The organism is Streptomyces sp. 796.1, from assembly GCF_047525675.1.
Lineage (GTDB): Bacteria > Actinomycetota > Actinomycetes > Streptomycetales > Streptomycetaceae > Streptomyces.
Genome location: NZ_JBLIWA010000041.1, coordinates 25,822 through 44,871, shown reverse-complemented (window position 1 = coordinate 44,871; position 19,050 = coordinate 25,822). Strand labels below are relative to the sequence as shown.

Here is a 19,050-nt window from a genome sequence, read left to right as displayed (position 1 = left end):
ACGGTTCGGCCCGGCCCCTCCCGTCGACACGGCCGGACGAGCCACCCGCGGCTCCGGCCGCGCGCGGCAGAAATCCCCCGCTCACCACGGAGGTCCGGCCCGTAGGCTCGGCCCCATGACCGGACAGCTCTCGTTCCCTCGGCAGCACGCGCGCACGCAGCGCTTCACCCTCGGCGCGCCGCGCGCCTTCAGTGTGTCCCCGGACGGCGCCCGCGTCGCCTTCCTCCGTTCCCGACACGGCACCGACCTGAGCCATCTGTTGTGGGTGCTCGACGTGGCCGAGGGCCGCGAGTATCCGGCCGCCGACCCGGCCGTGCTGCTCGGCGGCGCGAGCGAGGAGCTCTCGGCCGAGGAGCGGGCGCGGCGCGAACGCAGCCGGGAGGGCGCGGCGGGGGTGGTCGGGTACGCGACCGACGGCGTCGTCGAGTTGGCGGCCTTCGCGCTCTCGGGCCGGCTGTTCGTGGCCGAGTTGCGCGCCGGGACCACCCGGGAGCTGGCGCTGACCGGGGAGCCGGGGCCGGTCATCGACCCGCGGCCGTCGCCCGACGGCCGGTACGTCGCCTACGCGGCCGGTGGCGCCCTGCGCGTGATCGGCAGCACCGGCGACGGCGACCGGGCGCTGGCCGAGCCGGACGGGCCCGGCGTCAGCTACGGCCTGGCGGAGTTCATCGCGGCGGAGGAGATGGACCGCTCGCGCGGCTTCTGGTGGTCGCCGGCAAGCGACGCCCTGCTGGTCGCGCGGGTGGACGACAGTCCCGTACAGCGCTGGTGGATCGCCGATCCGGCCAACCCGGACCGGGAGCCCGAGCAGGTGGCCTATCCGGCGGCCGGCACGCCCAACGCCGAGGTCACCCTCGTCCACCTGACGCTGGACGGCACCAGGACCGAGGTGGTCTGGGACCGGGAGCGCTTCCCGTACCTGGCGCGGGTGCACTGGTCGGCCGACGGGCCGCCGCTGCTCCTGGTGCAGTCCCGCGACCAGCGCACCCAGCGCTATCTGACGGTCGACCCGGCCACCGGCGAGACCCGTACGGTGCACGTGGACGAGGACGACGAGAACGGGGCGTGGCTCGAACTCTTCCCCGGGGTGCCGGCGTGGACGCCGGACGGGCAGTTGGTGCGGATCGCCGACGAGGCCGGCGCCCGGGTGCTGATCGTCGGTGACCAGCGGCTCACCTCGGACACTTTGCAGGTCAGGGCGGTCCTTTCGGTCGGCGAGCGGGACGTGCTGTTCTCCGCGGCGGCGGGCGCCGGGGCCGAACTGCCGGCGGTGCCGGGCGAGATCGGCGTCTACCGGGCCTGGTTCCGGCCCGCCCAGGGCGCGCCGGCCGGTGCCGCACCGCTGCCCCGGGTGCCCGCCGGCCACGAGCCGCTCGCGGTGGTCGAAGGGCCCGCGGTGACCTCGGCGGCGCGCGGCGGCGACGTCCTGGTGCTGCCCTCGCTGACCCTGGCCGAGCCGGGCGTACGGGTGCGGGTCGTGCGGGTGGACGAGGAGCGCGCGCCCGCCGACTGGGAGCGGCTGGCCGAGATCGCCAACCACGCCGAGCGGCCGGTCCTCACGGCCGCGCCGCACCTGGTCTACTCCGGCGAGCGGAACATCCCGTGCGCCGTGCTGCTGCCCACCGGGTACACCGCCGCCGACGGGCCGCTGCCGGTGCTGCTCGACCCGTACGGCGGGCCGCACGGGCAGCGGGTGCTCGCGGCCCACAACGCGTACCTGACCTCGCAGTGGTTCGCCGACCAGGGGTTCGCGGTGATCGTCGCGGACGGGCGGGGCAGCCCGGGCCGCTCGCCCGGCTGGGAGAAGGCGGTCTTGCACGAGTTCGCCTCGGTGACGCTCCAGGACCAGGTCGACGCGTTGCACGGGCTCGCCGACCGGTTCCCGCTCGACCTCGGCAAGGTCGCCATCCGGGGCTGGTCCTTCGGCGGGTTCCTGGCCGGCGTCGCGGCGCTGCGCCGCCCCGACGTCTTCCACGCGGCCGTCGTCGGCGCGCCGGTCACCGACCAGCGGCTGTACAACACGCACTACTCGGAGCGGTACCTGGGCCTGCCGGACGAGCAGCCGGACGTGTACGCGCGCAACTCGCTGATCACCGACGACGGCCTGTCCGGGGCGGTGGAGCCGGCCCGCCCGATGATGATCATCCACGGTCTCGCCGACGACAACGTGGTGGTGGCGCACGCCCTGCGCCTCTCCTCGGCCCTGCTGGCGGCCGGCCGCCCGCACGAGGTGCTGCCGCTGTCCGGCGTGACCCACATGACGCCGCAGGAGCAGGTGGCGGAGAACCTGCTGCTGCTCCAGGTGGACTTCCTCCGGCGGTCGCTGGGGCTGCCGAACCCGGGTCCGGCGTCCGCGGGCGGGGCCGAGGGCTAGACCGGGGCCAGGGCCTGGGCCGGCGGCGACCGGTAGCCGCCGGTGCGGCGCCCGCCCGGCCCGCGCCACTCGGGCCGCCACCGCCACCCGCCGCCGGCCGCCGCCCGCCCCGGCCGCCGTGCCTCACCCGCCGGACGGCGGGGACGCGGGCGGCGGGGGCGGTGCGGATGGCGAGGGCGCTGCGTCCTGCGGAGGCGTTCCGGGCTGCGGGGGCGTCGAGGGCCGGGGCGGTGCGTCGGCCCGCGCGTCGCCGGGCGACTGCTGCACGGGGCTGCCGACGGGCACGGCGCCGGGCGCGGCACCGGGCGGAGGGCCGAAGCCACCGGAACCGGCGGGCCCGGCCCCGCCACCCGGACCGCTCGGGCCGGGCGGCCCCCAGCCGGCGATGGCCCCGCCGCCCGGGGCGGCCCCGGGCGGCGCGCTCCCGAACGCCTCGGGCCCGCGCGGCGCCAGCGCCAAGAACGCCAGCAGCCCGGCGACGGCCTCCGCGACCGTCAGGAGCAAGTTCACCTTCCCGGCGGTCGGCAGGTCGCCCCACTCGGCGAAGTAGTCCAACTTCAGGTACAGGACCACGTCGAACACCGCGATGCCGAACACCAGGAACGCCGCGATCAGGCCGAGCGGCCGGACGGACGGGGCACGGCGCAGCGCCGCGCAGCCCGCCACCACCGCGAGCAGCGCCACGAACCAGACCTCCCAGGCCGGGGGCAGGTCGAGCAGCGCCAGGTGGTACCGGTAGCCGGTGAGCATCTCCTCGTACTCCTGCCACTTCACCTTGTGGAGCACGTAGAACTGCCAGCCGATCATGCTGCCGCCGGCGCCCACCAACAGGAGCAGGGCGGCCATCACTCCGAGCGGCGTGGGCCCGGCCGCCGCCGGGCCCCCCGTCCTGCCGGCGAAGACCGCGGCCACCAGCACCACGCTCGCCAACACCGCTGCCCAGCAGGTGAGTTGGGCCAGGGTGACGGTGCCGTCCGGCAGGTAGTCCATGATCCCGGAGCGCAGGTACCACAGGCTGGGCAGCCGCAGGCCGATGGTGGCGACGGCGACGGCGACCAGTGCGCTGCCCGCGACGGCTGAGCGCAGCGCGGCGGCGCCGACCGCCACGTACAGCACGAGCAACAGCAGGTCGTGGTAGGCGGAGCCGGCCAGGAAGGTGGGCCCCTCCACGCCGCTCCAGTGCCACCACAGGCTGCCGCCGTCCTCGATCTTCGACAGGTCCCGGATGATCCAGGCCAGCGAGACGGCCGCGAACATGGCGCAGTACGCCGCACCCGCGATCCGCACCTCGCGCCTGATGGTCTGCAACTGGCCCATGGTAGGCGTCCCCCTGCTCCCGATGCGGGAAGCGACCCCCCGCCGCCCCCGTCCCTCCGGCCCGTTCGGGCCCGGTACGCGCTCCGCGCACGGGCCCCGGCTGGCCGAAGCCGTGCCGATCGGCTCACCTTCCGTGATCGTCGATCAGGCGCAGCGTAACGAATCCCCGCGCCCGCCGCCGGATTTCGCCCGAACACCCGCGCGGGTCGGCACGCGGTCCGCCCGGCCGGCTACTGCGGCGCCGCCGACTGCGCCGGCGCGACCGGGTCCTGTGGGGCGGCGCCGCCCCGCGCGTCCTCGGGGCCCTGTGCACTCCCCGGCACCTCGGGCCCGCGCCGCGCCAGCGCCAACAGCGCCACCAGGCCGGCGACGACCTCGGCGGGGGCCAACAGGGCGCGCACCTGGGCATTGGTGGGCAGTTCGCTCCAGTAGTCGTAGATGTCGAACCTCAGGAGCAGGCTGAATTCCATCAGCGCGAAGCCGCCCACCAGGAACGCCGCGATCGTGCCGAGCGGCCGTACGGACGGGGCACGGCGCAGCGCCGCACAGCCCGCCACCACCGCGAGCAGCGCCACGAACCACGTCTCCCAAGCCGGCGGCTGGTCGAGCAGCGAGACGTTGAACCTGACATCGACGAGCAGCTTTTGATAGGTGTGCCAGTGGACACGCGAGAGCACGTAGAGCTGCCAGCCGATCATCGCGACGCCGGCGCCCGCCAGGGCGAACAGGCCGATCGTCGCCCCGACTTGGGTGGGCCTGGCCGGCGGGGCCCACGGGGCGCGCTCCTCGTACGGGGCCGCAGCCGCGTACGGCGCGGGCCGGTACGCGTCAGACGCGTGCGCCCCGGAGTCCTGCGACTGCGGCCGTGACCGTGCCCCCCGCCTGCCGCTCAGGACCGCGGCCAGCAGCGCCACGCTCGCCAGCACCTCCGCCCAGCAGGTGAGTCGGGCCCTGGTGAGGAGGCCGTCTGGCACGTAGTCCATGGTCTTCGTGTGCAGGTTCCACAGGCCGGGCAGCCGCAGGCCGACGGTGGCGACGGCCACGGTGACCAGCGCGCTGCCCGCGACGGCCGAGCGCACCGCGATGACGCCGACCGTCACGTACAGGACCAGTAGCAGCAGATCCTGGTACGCGGAGCCGTGCGGGCCGTAGGAGAGTTGACCCGGGAAACCGCTCCAGTTCCACCACAGGTCGTCGGCGCCGCCGAACCGCCGCAGGTCCCGGATGATCCAGGCCAGCGAGATGGCCGCGAACAGGGCGCAGTACGCCGCGCCAGCGATCCGTATCCAGCGTCTGATGGTCTGTAACTGGCCCATGGTGGGCGTCCCCCCGCTACCGGTGTTCGGAGCGGCCCCCCGCCGCCCCGCCTCCCCGGCCCGCGGCAGGCCGGCGCGCGCGTACGCGGCGGCAAGCAGGCCGAAGGCGTGACGGCCGGCTCACCTTCCGTGATCGCCGGCCGTCGGCAGCGTAACGAATTCGTGTGTCGGCCACCGGGTTTTGCCGAGACTCGTTCCGACACGCGTGTGCCCGCGCGCGATGTGCGCCGTCGGGGGAGCCGTCCGGGTCACCACCGTCCGGGTGGCGGCGATGCGGGCGGCGGCGGGTCGGCGGGCGGTTGGGCGGGTGGTTGGGCGGGCGGCGGGCCGTAGCCGGGCGGGCCCGCGGGCGGCTGGCCGTAGCCGGGCGCGCCGTGCCCGCCGGCGGTGCCGTACGGACCCGGGGTGCCGTAGCCGCCGGGGGCCGGGCGGCCGGAGTCGTAGCCGGGGGTGCCGGGGGGTGGGCCGGGTGGTGGGCCCCAGCCAGCGGGGATCGCGGCGTACGGGGCGGGGCCGCGCGGGGCCAGGGCCAGCAGCACCACCAGGCCGGCGAGCGCCTCCGCGAAGCACGAGTAGAAGCGCAGCTTGCCGGCGGTTTCCACCTCGTCCATGTGGTCGAGGATGTCGAGCTTGAGGAAGTAGGACACGTTGCTGACGGCCATGTAGAGCACCAGGAAGGCGGCGGTCATGGCGACCGGGCGGGCGTCCGGAGCGCGGTTGCGCACGGCGAGGCCGCCCACGGCCGCCAGCAGGACGATGGACCAGACCACCCAGGAGGAGGGCTCGTCGAGCAGCGACCCCAGGTTGCGCTCACCGGTGATCCGGCGCTCGTAGAGGTCCCAGCCGTACTCCTGGGCCAGGTAGATCTCCCAACCGGCGAGGACCGCGGAGACCAACGCCAGGGCGAGGAAGGCCTGTTGGCCGGCGCCAGCACCACCGCCACCGAACCCGCGGCCGGCACCACCGAAGCCGGGCCCGGCGGGCGCAGGCCCCGGCGGACGGCCGGGCAGCGGCGGCGCACCGTACGGCTGGGCAGGGGCGTGCGCCTGCGGGGAGTCGTACGGCTGCGCGGGGTCGTACGGGCGCGGCGGGTCGTGCGGGCGCGGAGGAGCCCCGTGCGGTCCGGATGGGGTGGGGCCGCCGGGCGTGCGCGTGACGGAGACCGCGATAACCAGCGCGATGCTCGCCAGCACCGCGCCCCAGGCGCCGAGTTGGGCCTTGGTCAGCAGTCCGCCACCGGCTTCTTCCGACATCCAGTCCGCGTGCAGGTTCCACAGGCTGGGCAGGCGCAGCACGGCCGTCGTGACCGCCACGGTGACCAGGGCGCTGCCCGCGACCGCCGAGTTCAGTGCGGTGACGCCGACCACCACGTAGAGGATGATCAGCAGCAGGTCCAGGGTCGAGGACCCCGGCACGCCCTCCAGGCCGGTGTCGACCACGAATCGCAGGCCGCCCCAGTGCCACCACAGGTCGGAGCTCTCGTCGACGTGGTCCAGGTCGCGGATGATCCAGGCCAGCGAGACGGCGGCGAGCACGGCGCAGTACAACGCGCCGAAGATCCGCACCTCGCGCCTGATGGGTTGTGCCTGGCCCGTCATGGCCGTCCCCCTCGGTGCCGGTGTGAAGAGCGGCCCCCGCCGCCCGGCACCCCCGGTCTACCCAGGACCCGGCGTGCTCAAGTACGCCCGCGGTGAGCAAATCGAGAAATGTTCCGGCAGCCGGCCCGCATTCCCGCGCGGCCTCGTCCGCGAGCCGTGCGGCGCAATAGGAGACCGGCCTTAGGAGACCGGTCTTCGGAAAGCGCTCACGCAGCGTTCGACGGCCCCGGTCGCACGCGCCGCCGGGGCGGGACTTAGGGTGGCCGGAGGCATACGACCAGCGGGGCGGCAGGGGTCAATTTTTCTCGCCGCACCGGGGTTTACGGGACTTTCATCGCCTTCTGTCACTCTTTCGCCGCCCTCCATTCCCACGTGTCAAGCACGCGGTCGCCTCAATTGGGCAAAACGTTCGGCCAAGAAGGCCGGGCACGCGTTGTATCCGTGCCACGCCCTCTTGACCGGGTCGGGAATTCATTGCGACAGTCCCGATCATCGGGCGATGTGCATCGGCTGATGCGCGAGACGTCCGCGGGTAGTCCACGAGCACGGCACTCCAGTGAGAAGTGCGGGGGCGCTACGCGATGACGATTTCCTCTCAGGCCGCGGCCGGGGGCGCCGATCCCGCCGGCGGCGGGCCGTCGGGACCGGCCCCGGGGCCGCCGGGCGGGGCCTCGGTGACCAAGGAACCGGCCGGCAAGGAGTTGGCGGGACGTTCGCCGCGGCAGCTCATGTGGCGGCGGTTCCGGCGGGACAGGGCGGGGGTGGTCGCCGGCTGCGTGGTGGTGTTCTTCTGCGCGGTCGCCGCCCTGGCGCCGGTGATCTCCTGGCTGTACGGCAAGGACCCGTACACCACCTACGGACTCAGTCGGCCAGAACTCCTCGACCCGGTCACCGGCTATCCCATGAAACCCAATGGCGGCATCGACGGCGAATTCTGGTTCGGGCTCGAACCCGGTCTCGGCCGAGACGTGTTGACGCAGCTCGTCTACGGCATTCGTACCTCATTGCTCATCGGTCTCGCCGCCACCATCCTGTCCACGCTCACCGGCATCATCGTCGGGGTGACCGCCGGATATCTGGGCGGGCGTACCGACTACTTCCTGGGTCGGCTCATCGATCTGTTGCTCTCCTTTCCCCAGCAGTTGTTCTTCGTGGCGTTCATGCCGGTGCTCACCGTGCTTTTCGTCAGCGATGACGAAGAAACACCGACCTGGTTCCGGGTGATCGCGCTCATTTCGGTGCTGTGGCTGCTCGGCTGGATGCAGTTGGCGCGGTTGTTGCGCGGGCAGGTGCTCTCGTTGCGCGAGCGGGAGTTCGTGGAGGCGGCCCGGGTGACGGGCGCCTCGCCGTGGCGGATCATCCGCAAGGAGCTGCTGCCCAACCTCGGCACGCCGATCATGGTGCAGGCCACGTTGATGCTGCCCATGTTCGTGACCACGGAGGCGGGGCTGTCCTTCCTCGGCGTCGGGGTGGTGCAGCCGACCCCGGACTGGGGCCGGATGTTCGCCAAGGGCGCCGAGGTCTACGAGGGCGACATCACGTACATGGTCTTCCCGGGCGTCGCGATGGTGGTCTTCGTGGTGGCGTTCAACCTCCTCGGGGACTCGGTGCGGGACGCCATGGACCCCAAGACCAGCAGATGAACCGACCGGCCGCCGCCGGGCCCGACGCCCGCCGCCCCGGGCCCCGGTACGCCGCAGCCCGGCGCCCCCGCAGCCCGGCACCGCAGGCCCCGGTGGCGGCAGTACCAGCCAGCCAGTGTGCAGCAGTGTTCCGTCCGACGAGGCAGGTGCATCCACAGCCATGACGGTCAACCGCACATCCAGAATCAGAACCTGCGCCATCGCCCTGGCCGCCGGCGCCCTCGCGCTCACCGCGTGCAGCGAGGGCGGCGGCGGGTCCGGCGGCGACCGCTCGGCGGAGCCGACGATGGCGGCCCAGGGCATCGCCCTGGGCACCGCCGCCGACTCCACCGGGCCGGCTCCCGAGGTGCCGGGCGCCCAGCGGGGCGGCACGGTCCAGGTCCTCCAGCGCGACGCGTACGAGTACCTGGACCCCGGCCAGATCTACGTCAGCGACGAGCTGATCATGCAGACGCTCTACAACCGCACGCTCACCAGCTACCGGGTGGACGCCAAGACGGGCAAGACCACCCTCGTCGGCGACCTGGCCACCGACATCGGCAAGGCGTCCGACGGCGGCCGGACCTGGACGTACACGCTCAAGGAGGGGCTGAAGTTCGAGGACGGCACCCCGATCACCTCCAAGGACGTGCGGCACGCCGTCGAGCGGCTGTACGCCAGGTTCCAGACCAACGGGCCCACCTACCTCCAACAGTGGCTGTCCGGCGAGGGCCAGACGTACCGCAAGGCGCTGCCGGACGGCCCGTACGGCGGGGACCACCTGCCGGCTTCGGTGCTGGACACGCCGGACCCGAGGACCGTCGTGTTCCACTTCGACCAGCCGCGCGCCGAGGTGCCGTTCGCGGTGGCGATGCCCAACATCGGCGCGGTGCCGCCGGCCAAGGACGGCAAGGAGCGGTACAACAAGGCGCCCGTCTCCTCCGGCCCGTACAGGATCGTGGACTTCAAGCCGGGCAAGGGCATCAGCTTCGTCCGCAACGAGCACTGGGACCCGAAGACCGATGCCGTCAGGCACCAGTACGTGGACCGCTTCGACGTGTCCTTCGGGCACCAGTGGACGGACTCCACGCGTCGGCTGCTCGCCGACAAGGGGGCCGACCGGAACGCCATGACCTGGAACAACGCGGTCGATCCGGCGCAGATCAGCACCGTGCTGCGGGACCAGGGCGCGCTGGCGCGCTCGCTGACCCGCACCCAGCCGTACGTGGACGTGATGACCATCAACACCAGCCGGGTCAAGGACAAGAAGGTCCGCGAGGCGCTGGCCTGGGCGTTCCCCGCCGGCCAGTACCTCCAGCAGTACGGCGGGCCGAAGGCGGGCGAGGTCGCCGGCTCGCTGGTCGGGCCCACCCTCAAGGGCTACCGCCCGGGCTTCGACCCGTTCCAGAAGCGCAAGTTCCCCGGCGGCAACATCGACAAGGCCAGGCAGTTGCTGAAGGAGGCGGGCGCCGAGGGCTACTCGATCGTCTACGCCTACGGCAACGACAAACCCGCGCAGGACGCCTCCGTCGTGGTCGAACGGGCCCTGGAAGCGGCCGGGTTCAAGGTCGAGAAGAAGGAGTTGGACCGCGGCACGTACTACACGCAGATCGGCAAGGTGGACAACCGCTACGACCTGTACCGCTCCTCGTGGAGCGCCGACTGGCCGTCCGGATCGACCGTCGTACCGCCCGTCTACGACGGCAAGAACGTCTACGACGGCTCGTCCAACTACTCCCACCTGAACGCGCCGGCGATCAACAAGGAGATCGAGCGGATCGAGCAGGTCCCGGACGTGAACCGGGCCGCCACCGAGTGGATCGGACTGGGCGAGCGGGTGCTCACCGAGGAGGTCCCGCAGATCCCGGTCTTCTACAACCGGCTGTTCACGCTCTGGGGCTCGGGCATCGGCGGGGTGAAGTTCCACGAGCCGTACGGGGCCGTGGACCCGACCGCCGTGTTCGTGAAGTAGCGGCGGTGCGCGAAGTGACCGCCGTGTTCGTCACGTTGCTGAAGTCCGTGCAGTACGCGCAGTCCGTGCAGTACGTGCAGTACGTGCAGTACGTGCAGTACGTGCAGTACGTGCAGTACATGCGGTACGTGCAGTAACCGTACGGCCGGGGCGGTGGCGCGCCCCTCGCCCCGGACCCGTACCGGCCCCCCTACCGCCCCACCCGCGCCCCGACCCCGCGCCCATCGAATCGGAAGAGCCGCGATGCCATGCTGAGATTCCTGCTCCGCCGCTCCCTCGGCGCGGTCGTGATCCTCGTCCTGATCAGCGCCATCACGTTCTTCCTCTTCTTCGCGCTGCCCGCCGAGCCCGCCAGGCTGGCCTGCGGCAAGAACTGCGACGCGGCCTCGATGGCCCTGGTCAACGAGAACCTCGGGCTGGACGAGCCCGTACCGGTCCAGTACGCGAAGTTCATGGTCGGCATCGTCGCCGGCCGCGACTTCCCGATCGGGCACTGCGACGCGCCCTGCTTCGGCTACTCCTTCGTCAACCAGGAACCGGTCTGGGACACCATCGTGGACCGCTTCCCCACCACGCTCTCGCTCGCGCTCGGCGCCGCCGCCCTCTTCCTCGTGGTCGGCGTGGGCATCGGCATGGTCGCGGCCTGGCGGCGGGGCACCTGGGTCGACAAGCTGCTCAGCTCCCTCTCGCTGCTCGGCCAGTCCCTCCAGGTCTACTTCGTGGGGGTGCTCTGCCTGGCCTGGTTCGTCAGCGGCCTGGAGATCATGGACCAGCCGGCGTACCACCCGATCACCGACGACCCCGTCCGCTGGTTCGACGGGATGCTGCTGCCCTGGCTGGTCCTGTCGATGCTCTTCCTGGGCAACTACAGCCGGATGACCCGCTCCCAACTGGTCGAACAACTCCAGGAGGACCACGTGCGCGCCGCCCGCGCCAAGGGGCTCACGCAGCGCACGGTCTTCCTCAGATACGCCTGGCGCGGGGCGATCGCGCCCATCGTCACCCTCTTCGGCATGGACCTCGGCTCGCTGCTCGGCGGCGCGATGATCACCGAGTACACCTTCACGCTGCACGGCATCGGGCGGCTCGCGGTGGACTCGGTGCGCCTGACCGACCTGCCCATGCTGATGGGCGTGATGCTGATCAGTTCGGCGGCGATCGTGGTGTTCACCATCGTGGTGGACGCCGCCTACGCCCTCATCGACCCGCGCGTACGCCTCGCCTAGGAGGGCTCAGCAGATGACCACGGTCCCCCGCAGCGCACCGGCGCCGGCCGACGGCGCGGCCGACGCGTTCTTGTCCGTCCGCGACCTGCGGGTGCGCTTCACCACCGAGGACGGCCCGGTCAGGGCCGTGGACGGGCTCTCCTTCACGCTGGCCCGGGGCCGCACGCTCGGCATCGTCGGCGAGTCGGGCTCGGGCAAGTCCGTCACCAACCTGGCCGTGCTCGGCCTGCACGACCCGCGCACCACCACCGTGCAGGGCCAGATCCTGCTGGAGGGACAGGAGTTGGTCGGCGCGGGCGAACGCACCCTGGAGCGGCTGCGCGGCAACAAGATGGCGATGATCTTCCAGGACCCGCTGACCGCGCTCTCCCCGTACTACACCGTCGGCCGGCAGATCGCCGAGCCCTACCGCAAGCACACCGGCGCCACCGCCCGGCAGGCCAGGCGGCGGGCCGTGGAGATGCTGGCCAAGGTGGGCATTCCGCATCCGGCGCGGCGGGTGGACGACTACCCGCACCAGTTCTCGGGCGGCATGCGGCAGCGCGCGATGATCGCCATGGCGCTGGTCTGCAACCCTGACCTGCTCATCGCGGACGAGCCGACGACCGCGCTCGACGTCACGGTGCAGGCCCAGATCCTCGACCTGCTCGGCGACCTCCAGCAGGAGTTCGGCTCGGCGATCATCCTCATCACCCACGACCTGGGGGTGGTCGCCCAGACCGCGGATGACCTACTGGTGATGTACGCGGGCCAGGCCGTGGAGCACGGCACGGTACGGGAGGTGTTGCGCTCGCCCGGACACCCGTACACCTGGGGCCTGTTGGACTCGATGCCCAGCCTCAGCACCCCGCTGGACGTGCCTCTGCGCCCCATCCCCGGCACGCCCCCGAGCCTGCTCGCCCCGCCCGCGGGCTGCCCCTTCCACCCCCGCTGCGCCCATCCGCCCACGGTCGGCGGCACCCGCTGCGCCACGGAACGCCCCGCCCTCCCGCCGACCCGCGGGGCCGCCTGCCATCTGGGGCCGGACCGGGCGGGTGCGCTGCGCGCGGCGGGCGGTGGGCTCGGGGACGGCGCGTACGACGCGTCCGGCAGCGGTGGCGGTGGCGGGACCGGCAGGCACCGCAAGCCCGGCAGGGCTGACGGGGCGCATCGGGCTGCCGGCGCGGATGGACCTGAAGGTGCCGGCGGTCTCGGTAAAACCGGTGCTGAGACGGGGGCGGTGGACCGATGAAGCAGCAGGTCAGCAAGGACCCGGGCGACGGCAGGCACCGGCGCGGCGCGGCAGCGGACGACCCGCGCCCGGCGCCCCCGGGCCCGCACGCGGAGACGAGTACGGGTACGAGTACGGGGCCGGGTCCGCGTACAGCGCCGGGTACGGATACGCGTCCGTGCCCGGACCCGGACGCCGGGTCGGCCGGTTCCCAGGCCGGCGCCCCGCTCCTGGTGGCCGAGGGTCTGACGAAGCACTTCCCGATCATGGGCGGGTTCCCGTTCCAGCGGCAGGTGGGCGCCGTGCAGGCGGTCGACGGCATCGATCTGACCGTGCACGCGGGCGAGAGCTTCGGCCTGGTCGGCGAGTCGGGGTGCGGCAAGTCCACCACGGGGCGGCTGCTGACCCGGCTGCTCGAACCGACGGCCGGCCGGCTCAGCTACCGCGGCCGGGACATCACGCGGGCCACCCGGAAGGAGTTGGCGCCGATCCGGCCGGAGATCCAGATGATCTTCCAGGACCCGTACTCGTCGCTCAACCCGCGGCAGACCGTGGGCTCGATCATCTCCGGCCCGATGGAGATCAACGGCATCCGACCGCCGGGCGGCCGGGAGGCGCGGGTGCGCGAACTCCTGGAGACGGTGGGGCTCAGCCCCGAGCACTACAACCGCTTCCCGCACGAGTTCTCCGGCGGCCAACGCCAACGCATCGGCGTGGCCCGCGCGTTGGCGCTGCAACCCCGGCTGATCGTGGCCGACGAACCGGTCTCGGCGCTCGACGTGTCCATCCAGGCCCAGGTGGTCAACCTGCTGCACCGGCTGCGTACCGAGTTCGGCATCGCCTTCGTCTTCATCGCCCACGACCTGGCGGTGGTACGGCACTTCGCGCAGCGGGTCGCGGTGATGTACCTCGGCAAGATCGTCGAGGTCGGCGACCGCGAGGCGATCTACACCCGCCCCCGCCACCCGTACACGCACGCCCTGCTCTCGGCGGTGCCGGACGCGACGGCCCTGCTCGCGGAGGAGGAACCCGAACCCGGGCCGCGTACGGGCCCCGCCACCACGAGCGGCACCGCCCCTGCGGCGGGCGCCGGCTCCGCGGCGCGTACCGACCCCGCGCCGGGCACCACCCCCGCGCCGGGCACCGCCCTCACGAAGTCGGGCGGCCCGCCCCGTGCCCACGGCCAGGGCCGCATCCGACTCACCGGCGACGTCCCCTCCCCCATCCGCCCACCGGCGGGCTGCCGCTTCCACACCCGCTGTTGGAAGGCCCAACCCCGCTGCACAACAGACACCCCACCCCTCACCCACCTCCCCGACAACCCCCCGGGCCACCTGACCGCCTGCCACTTCCCGGAGCCCCCGGGGGCGCCGCCGCTCCGCGGGGGCGGGGGGTGAGGGGGTGGGGTGGAATGGGCCAGCCGAACACGGACCCACCGAACCGGCATCGGGCCTGTCTGGCGCCCCTCTGAGCCGACACCGGGTCCGCTCCCCTCCCCCTCCGGAACTCAACCCTCGCCCGCGGCCCTTTCGGCCCGATCAGGTTCACGGAAGCAGCGCGAGTAGACGTCGACCGAAATCAACGCCGCATGCCCGTCAAGCCCCTTCATCCACGTCATCTCAAGCTGGGTACGCGTCTTGAGGTGTACGGCCAAGACCTCCAGGTTCCGATTCCGGCTTGCGTCGGGCCCGCTCTTGACGATCTTCCAGCCGCGTTTCGGCAATTCGACGGCGAGGTTGTCCATCCCGCGCTGCAATACCTCGTTCCGCACCCCGTGCACCGACCAGGGATGCCGGACGATCCGAGTCCGGGCCTTTTCCGAGGCGCCGTCGTAGGGGCCAGCCATCGGCTTCATGTCGGTCACCTTGGCCTTGATCCCCATGGCGTCCAGGACCCCACTGGACAACGCGCCGACTTCTTCTTCGACCTGCTCGCCCGTGCGCGGGGCGGGGTCGCACGCGTTCTCATCGGCCTTCTTGTCCGCCGCGTCCGAGCACCCCGCCGCCAAGACCAGGGCGCCGAGTGCGACGGCGACGCCCCTCACGCTCCGCGCCTTCGTCACCGGTGGGCCCCTCGTCCCCCAGCGGCCCACCGGGGCGCCCCGCACTCGAATCCGCCCACGCCACGTCCCGCCCCTCGCTTGCCCCTGCTGCAACAGCGAAGATCCTACGGAGGGTTGCCAGTGGGACCACATGAGTAGTCGTACTCACTTGGCCCTCACCCCTCACCCTTCTGCTCGTCCCCCTTCTTCCGCTCCCCCTCCCCCCGCTCCCCACCCGGGCCCGTAGCCCCACCCGCCCCCTCATCCGGCTCCCCGCTCGGCACCACATCGCGCTCCTCCGCGAAGTGGCACGCCGAGTCGTGGGCCACCGGTCCCGCCGCGTCGCGGAAGGCGGCGGGGATCGCCAGGAGGGGGACTTCCAGGGCGCAGCGTTCCTGGGCCTTCCAGCAGCGGGTGCGGAAGCGGCAGCCCGATGGCGGGTTGGCGGGTGAGGGGACGTCGCCGGCGAGCAGGATGCGGGTGCGGGTCTCGCGGGCCTCGGGGTTGGGGACCGGGACCGCGGAGAGCAGGGCCTGGGTGTAGGGGTGGGTGGGGTGGTCGTAGATCTCGGTCTCGGTGCCGACCTCCACCAGGCGGCCGAGGTACATGACGGCGACCCGGTCGGAGATGTGCCGTACCACCGACAGGTCGTGCGCGATGAAGACGTAGCTGAGGTCGAACTCCTGCTGGAGCTTCTCCAGCAGGTTGACGACCTGGGCCTGTACGGAGACGTCGAGGGCGGAGACGGGTTCGTCGGCCACGATGATCTCGGGGCGCAGGGCCAGACCGCGGGCGATGCCGATGCGTTGCCGCTGGCCGCCGGAGAACTGGTGCGGGTACCGGTTGATGTACTCCGGGTTGAGGCCCACCACGTCCAGGAGTTCCTGCACCTTGCGGCGCCGGTCGCCCTTGGGCGCGACCTCGGGGTGGATCTCGTACGGCTCGCCGATGATGTCGCCGACCGTCATCCGCGGGTTCAGCGAGGTGTACGGGTCCTGGAAGACCATCTGGATGTTGCGGCGTACCGCCTTCAGCGCGCGGCCGGAGAGGCGGCTGATGTCCTCGCCGCGGTAGTGGATCTGGCCCCGGGTGGCCCGTTCGAGGTGGACCAGGAGCTTGGCGACGGTGGACTTGCCGCAGCCCGACTCGCCCACGATGCCGAGCGTCTCGCCGGGCGCGAGGTCGAAGGAGACCCCGTCCACCGCCTTGACCGCGCCGATCTGCCGCTTGATGACGATGCCCTGGGTGAGCGGATAGTGCTTGACCAGGTCCCGTACCTGCAAGATCGGCTCACTCGTCATTGAGGGTCTCCTCCCAGAAGTGGCAGGCGCTGGCCCGCCCCGGCGCCACCTCGTACAGCGGCGGGCGGTCCACGCGGCACACGTCCCGGGCGCGCGGGCAGCGGGGGTGGAAGGGGCAGCCGGCGGGGATGTGCATGAGGTTGGGCGGCAGGCCCTTGATCGCGTACAGCTCCTGGCCGCGCTGGTCGACGCGCGGGATGGAGTCGAGCAGACCGCGGGTGTACGGGTGGGCGGGGGCCCGGTAGAGGTCGTGGACGGGGGCGGTCTCCACGATGCGGCCCGCGTACATCACGGCGATCTTGTCGGCGACGTCGGCCACCACGCCGAGGTCGTGGGTGATGAGGATCAGGCCCATCCGCATTTCGCGCTGCAACTCGGCCAGCAACTCCATCACCTGGGCCTGCACGGTGACGTCCAGCGCGGTGGTGGGCTCGTCGGCGATGATCAGCGCGGGTTCCAGCGCCATCGCCATGGCGATCATGATGCGTTGGCGCATGCCGCCGGAGAACTGGTGCGGGTAGTCCCCCACCCGCTGGGCGGCGGCCGGGATGCGGACCCGGTCCATGAGTTCGGCGGCCTTCTTCCGGGCGTCCTTGCGGGACAGGCCGCGGTGCACCTGGAACATCTCGCCGAGTTGGGCGCCGACGGAGAGCACCGGGTTCAGGGCGGACAGCGCGTCCTGGAAGATCATCGCCAGCTGGGAGCCGCGCACCTTGCGCCGTTCGTCGCGGCCGAGGGCGAGCAGGTCGCGGCCCTGGAAGAGGACCTGGCCGCCGGTGACGTAGCCGGGCGGCGAGTCGAGGATGCCCATGATGGCCTGGGCCGTGACCGACTTGCCGGAGCCCGACTCGCCGAGCACGGCGAGCGTCTCGCCGGCCCGTACCTGGTAGCTGACGCCGCTGACGGCCTTGACGACGCCGTCCCGCAGCCGGAACTCGACCTGGAGGTCGCGCACGTCGAGGAGGGGGACATCGGGGTCCGCGGCGTCCATGGGGTTGGGCGTTGGCTCGTTGACGACGGTCACCTGCGGTCTCCTCAGCGCAACTTGGGGTCGAGGGCGTCGCGCACCGCGTCGCCGAGCATGATGAAGGCCAGCACCGTGATGCTGAGCGCACCGGCCGGCCACAGCAGCATGTGCGGGGCGTTGCGGATGTGCGTGGAGGCGGCGGAGATGTCGATGCCCCAGGAGACGGTGGGCGGTTTCAGGCCGACGCCCAGGTAGGAGAGCGTGGCCTCCAGCGAGATGTAGGTGCCGAGCGCGATGGTGGCCACGACGATGACCGGGGCGACGGCGTTGGGCGCGATGTGCCGCAGCAGCAGCCGGCCGTTGCTCGCGCCGAGCGCCCGCGCGGCCTGCACGTAGTCGTTCTGTTTGACGGTGACGACCGAGCCGCGGGCGATGCGGGAGATCTGCGGCCAGCCGAGCAGCACGATGAAGCCGACCACCGGCCACACCGAGCCGCTGGTGATCACGGACAGGAAGACCAGGCCGCCCAGGATGATCGGGATGCCGAAGAACACGTCGGCGACCCGGGACAGGATGGCGTCGCCCCAGCCGCCGAAGAACCCGGCGAGCCCGCCGAGCAGGCTGCCGAGCAGCGCGGCGCCGGTGGTGGCACAGACGCCGACCACGATGGAGGCGCGCGCCCCGTAGACGACGCGGGTGTACAGGTCGCGGCCCTGCACGTCGTAGCCGAAGGGGTGGCCGGGCTCCGAACCCTGCTGGGCCTTGGAGAGGTCTGCCTTGTACGGGCTGCCGCTGGCGATCAGCGAGGGCCAGATCGAGATCACGATCAGGAACAGGATGATCAGCGCGGAGATCAGGAAGACCGGGTTGCGGCGCAGGTCGCGCCAGGCGTCCGACCACAGGCTGCCGACGCGCACCTCGGGCCCGGGCCCGCCCGGCGCCGTGCCGCCCTCCAGCGAGGTGGCCTCGCTGGAGGCCAGGTCGAGGCCGGGCCCGCCGGTGGGGGCGACGGCCGCGTGCGGGTCGGGCGGCAGGCCACCGCCCGTGGGTCCGTGCGGTGGGCCCTGGGCGGGCCCGTGCGGTGGTTCAGGCATAGCGAATCCTCGGGTCGAGCACGGCGTAGAGGAGGTCGACGAGCAGGTTGGCGACGAGGAAGACCAGCACCAGGACGGTGACGAAGCCGACCACGGTGGGCGAGTTCTGGCGCAGTACGCCTTGGTAGAGCTGGTAGCCGACGCCGTGGATGTTGAAGATCCGCTCGGTGACCAGGGCGCCGCCCATCAGGCCGCCGATGTCGGTGCCGATGAAGGTGACCACCGGGATCAGCGAGTTGCGCAGCAGGTGCCGGACGATGATGCGGTGCCGCGGCAGGCCCTTGGCGGTGGCGGTGCGGACGTAGTCGGCGCGTACGTTCTCCGCGATGGAGGTACGGGTGAGGCGGGTGACGTAGGCGAGGGAGACCAGGCCGACGACGACGCCCGGCAGCAGGAGTTCGTTCAGCGGTGCGTCGGGCGAGACGGTGGGGCTGACGGTCTGCCATTTGATGCCGCACAGGTACTGGAGGACGTAGCCGCTGACGAAGGTGGGGATGGAGATGACGATGAGGGTGAGCAGCAGCACCGTGGTGTCCACGGCGCGGCCCCTGCGCAGTCCGCTGAGGACGCCGAGCGTGATGCCGATGAGGATCTCGAAGGCGACGGCGACCAGCGTCAGCCGTACGGTCACCGGCCAGGCGTCGGCCATGAGTTCGCTGACCGGCTGGCCGTTGAAGGCGGTGCCGAAGTCGCCCTGGAAGATCTGCCCCATGTAGTGCAGGTACTGCTTCCACAGGGGCTCGTCGAGGTAGAGGTCCTTGCGGATCTGGGCGGCGGTGGCGGGGTCGGGCGCCCGGTCGCCGAAGAGCGCGGCCACCGGGTCGCCGAGCGCGTACACCATGAAGAAGATCAGGAACGTGCTGCCGATGAACACCGGGATCATCTGCAACAACCGCCGGATCACATAGCGTCCCATGGCTGGCTCCGGGGGGTGATGGTGCGGCGAGGGGGGCACGCGGCGGCGGACGGTGGGCGGCTCCCGGCCCCGCGGGCCGGGCGGGCCGGGGGCCTG

Annotated in this window: 15 protein-coding genes; 7 read left to right on the top strand and 8 right to left on the bottom strand. The window is 72.3% G+C overall.

Annotation, left to right across the window (positions count from 1 at the left end):
- Positions 1 to 115: 115 nt before the first annotated feature.
- On the top strand, positions 116 to 2,374 hold the full coding sequence (locus ACMA1D_RS25290) for an alpha/beta fold hydrolase (protein ID WP_414726306.1): 2,259 nt from the start codon (positions 116 to 118) through the stop codon (positions 2,372 to 2,374).
- 123 nt (positions 2,375 to 2,497) lie between these two features.
- Here ACMA1D_RS25290 and ACMA1D_RS25285 read toward each other — a convergent pair whose 3' ends face one another.
- The 3 genes from ACMA1D_RS25285 to ACMA1D_RS25275 form a co-directional block, all read right to left on the bottom strand.
- Positions 2,498 to 3,682 (bottom strand): hypothetical protein, encoded by a 1,185-nt coding sequence (locus ACMA1D_RS25285; RefSeq protein ID WP_414726305.1) that lies wholly within the window; start codon positions 3,680 to 3,682, stop codon positions 2,498 to 2,500.
- Positions 3,683 to 3,921: 239 nt separating this feature from the next.
- Positions 3,922 to 5,007, bottom strand: a complete 1,086-nt coding sequence (locus ACMA1D_RS25280; protein ID WP_414726304.1) for a hypothetical protein — start codon at positions 5,005 to 5,007, stop codon at positions 3,922 to 3,924.
- Between the two features lie 248 nt (positions 5,008 to 5,255).
- Positions 5,256 to 6,605 carry a hypothetical protein gene (locus ACMA1D_RS25275; protein WP_414726303.1) on the bottom strand — a complete coding sequence of 450 codons (1,350 nt, stop codon included), beginning with the start codon at positions 6,603 to 6,605 and terminating at the stop codon, positions 5,256 to 5,258.
- A gap of 581 nt (positions 6,606 to 7,186) precedes the next feature.
- Between ACMA1D_RS25275 and ACMA1D_RS25270 the strand changes: the two genes are divergently transcribed.
- The 6 genes from ACMA1D_RS25270 to ACMA1D_RS25245 all read left to right on the top strand — a co-directional run bounded on the left by ACMA1D_RS25270 (position 7,187) and on the right by ACMA1D_RS25245 (position 14,032).
- Entirely contained in the window at positions 7,187 to 8,248 is a 1,062-nt protein-coding gene (locus ACMA1D_RS25270) for an ABC transporter permease (protein ID WP_414726302.1), read from the top strand.
- Positions 8,249 to 8,408: 160 nt separating this feature from the next.
- A complete protein-coding gene (locus ACMA1D_RS25265; RefSeq protein WP_414726301.1) occupies positions 8,409 to 10,199 on the top strand; it encodes an ABC transporter substrate-binding protein in 1,791 nt (596 codons plus the stop codon).
- Between the two features lie 5 nt (positions 10,200 to 10,204).
- Positions 10,205 to 10,336, top strand: a complete 132-nt coding sequence (locus tag ACMA1D_RS25260; protein WP_414726300.1) for a hypothetical protein — start codon at positions 10,205 to 10,207, stop codon at positions 10,334 to 10,336.
- A 111-nt stretch (positions 10,337 to 10,447) separates the two neighbouring features.
- Positions 10,448 to 11,425 carry an ABC transporter permease gene (locus tag ACMA1D_RS25255; protein WP_414726299.1) on the top strand — a complete coding sequence of 326 codons (978 nt, stop codon included), beginning with the start codon at positions 10,448 to 10,450 and terminating at the stop codon, positions 11,423 to 11,425.
- 13 nt (positions 11,426 to 11,438) lie between these two features.
- A complete protein-coding gene (locus ACMA1D_RS25250; protein WP_414726298.1) occupies positions 11,439 to 12,656 on the top strand; it encodes an ABC transporter ATP-binding protein in 1,218 nt (405 codons plus the stop codon).
- Between the two features lie 245 nt (positions 12,657 to 12,901).
- Positions 12,902 to 14,032, top strand: a complete 1,131-nt coding sequence (locus ACMA1D_RS25245; protein WP_414726326.1) for an ABC transporter ATP-binding protein — start codon at positions 12,902 to 12,904, stop codon at positions 14,030 to 14,032.
- A gap of 110 nt (positions 14,033 to 14,142) precedes the next feature.
- On the opposite strand, the gene ACMA1D_RS25240 is transcribed toward ACMA1D_RS25245, so the two are convergent.
- The 5 genes from ACMA1D_RS25240 to ACMA1D_RS25220 form a co-directional block, all read right to left on the bottom strand.
- A complete protein-coding gene (locus ACMA1D_RS25240) occupies positions 14,143 to 14,697 on the bottom strand; it encodes a hypothetical protein (RefSeq protein WP_414726297.1) in 555 nt (184 codons plus the stop codon).
- A gap of 155 nt (positions 14,698 to 14,852) precedes the next feature.
- The gene (locus tag ACMA1D_RS25235; RefSeq protein WP_414726296.1) at positions 14,853 to 15,977 is read right to left on the bottom strand and encodes an ABC transporter ATP-binding protein; all 1,125 of its coding nucleotides are present in this window, start codon (positions 15,975 to 15,977) and stop codon (positions 14,853 to 14,855) included.
- On the bottom strand, positions 15,967 to 16,968 hold the full coding sequence (locus ACMA1D_RS25230; RefSeq protein ID WP_414726325.1) for an ABC transporter ATP-binding protein: 1,002 nt from the start codon (positions 16,966 to 16,968) through the stop codon (positions 15,967 to 15,969). The genes ACMA1D_RS25235 and ACMA1D_RS25230 overlap by 11 nt, the downstream gene beginning before the upstream one ends.
- Before the next feature lie 44 nt (positions 16,969 to 17,012).
- Entirely contained in the window at positions 17,013 to 18,038 is a 1,026-nt protein-coding gene (locus ACMA1D_RS25225; protein ID WP_414726295.1) for an ABC transporter permease, read from the bottom strand.
- A complete protein-coding gene (locus ACMA1D_RS25220; RefSeq protein WP_349996708.1) occupies positions 18,031 to 18,954 on the bottom strand; it encodes an ABC transporter permease in 924 nt (307 codons plus the stop codon). Before ACMA1D_RS25220 ends, ACMA1D_RS25225 begins: the two co-directional genes overlap by 8 nt.
- Between the last annotated feature and the right edge of the window lie 96 nt (positions 18,955 to 19,050).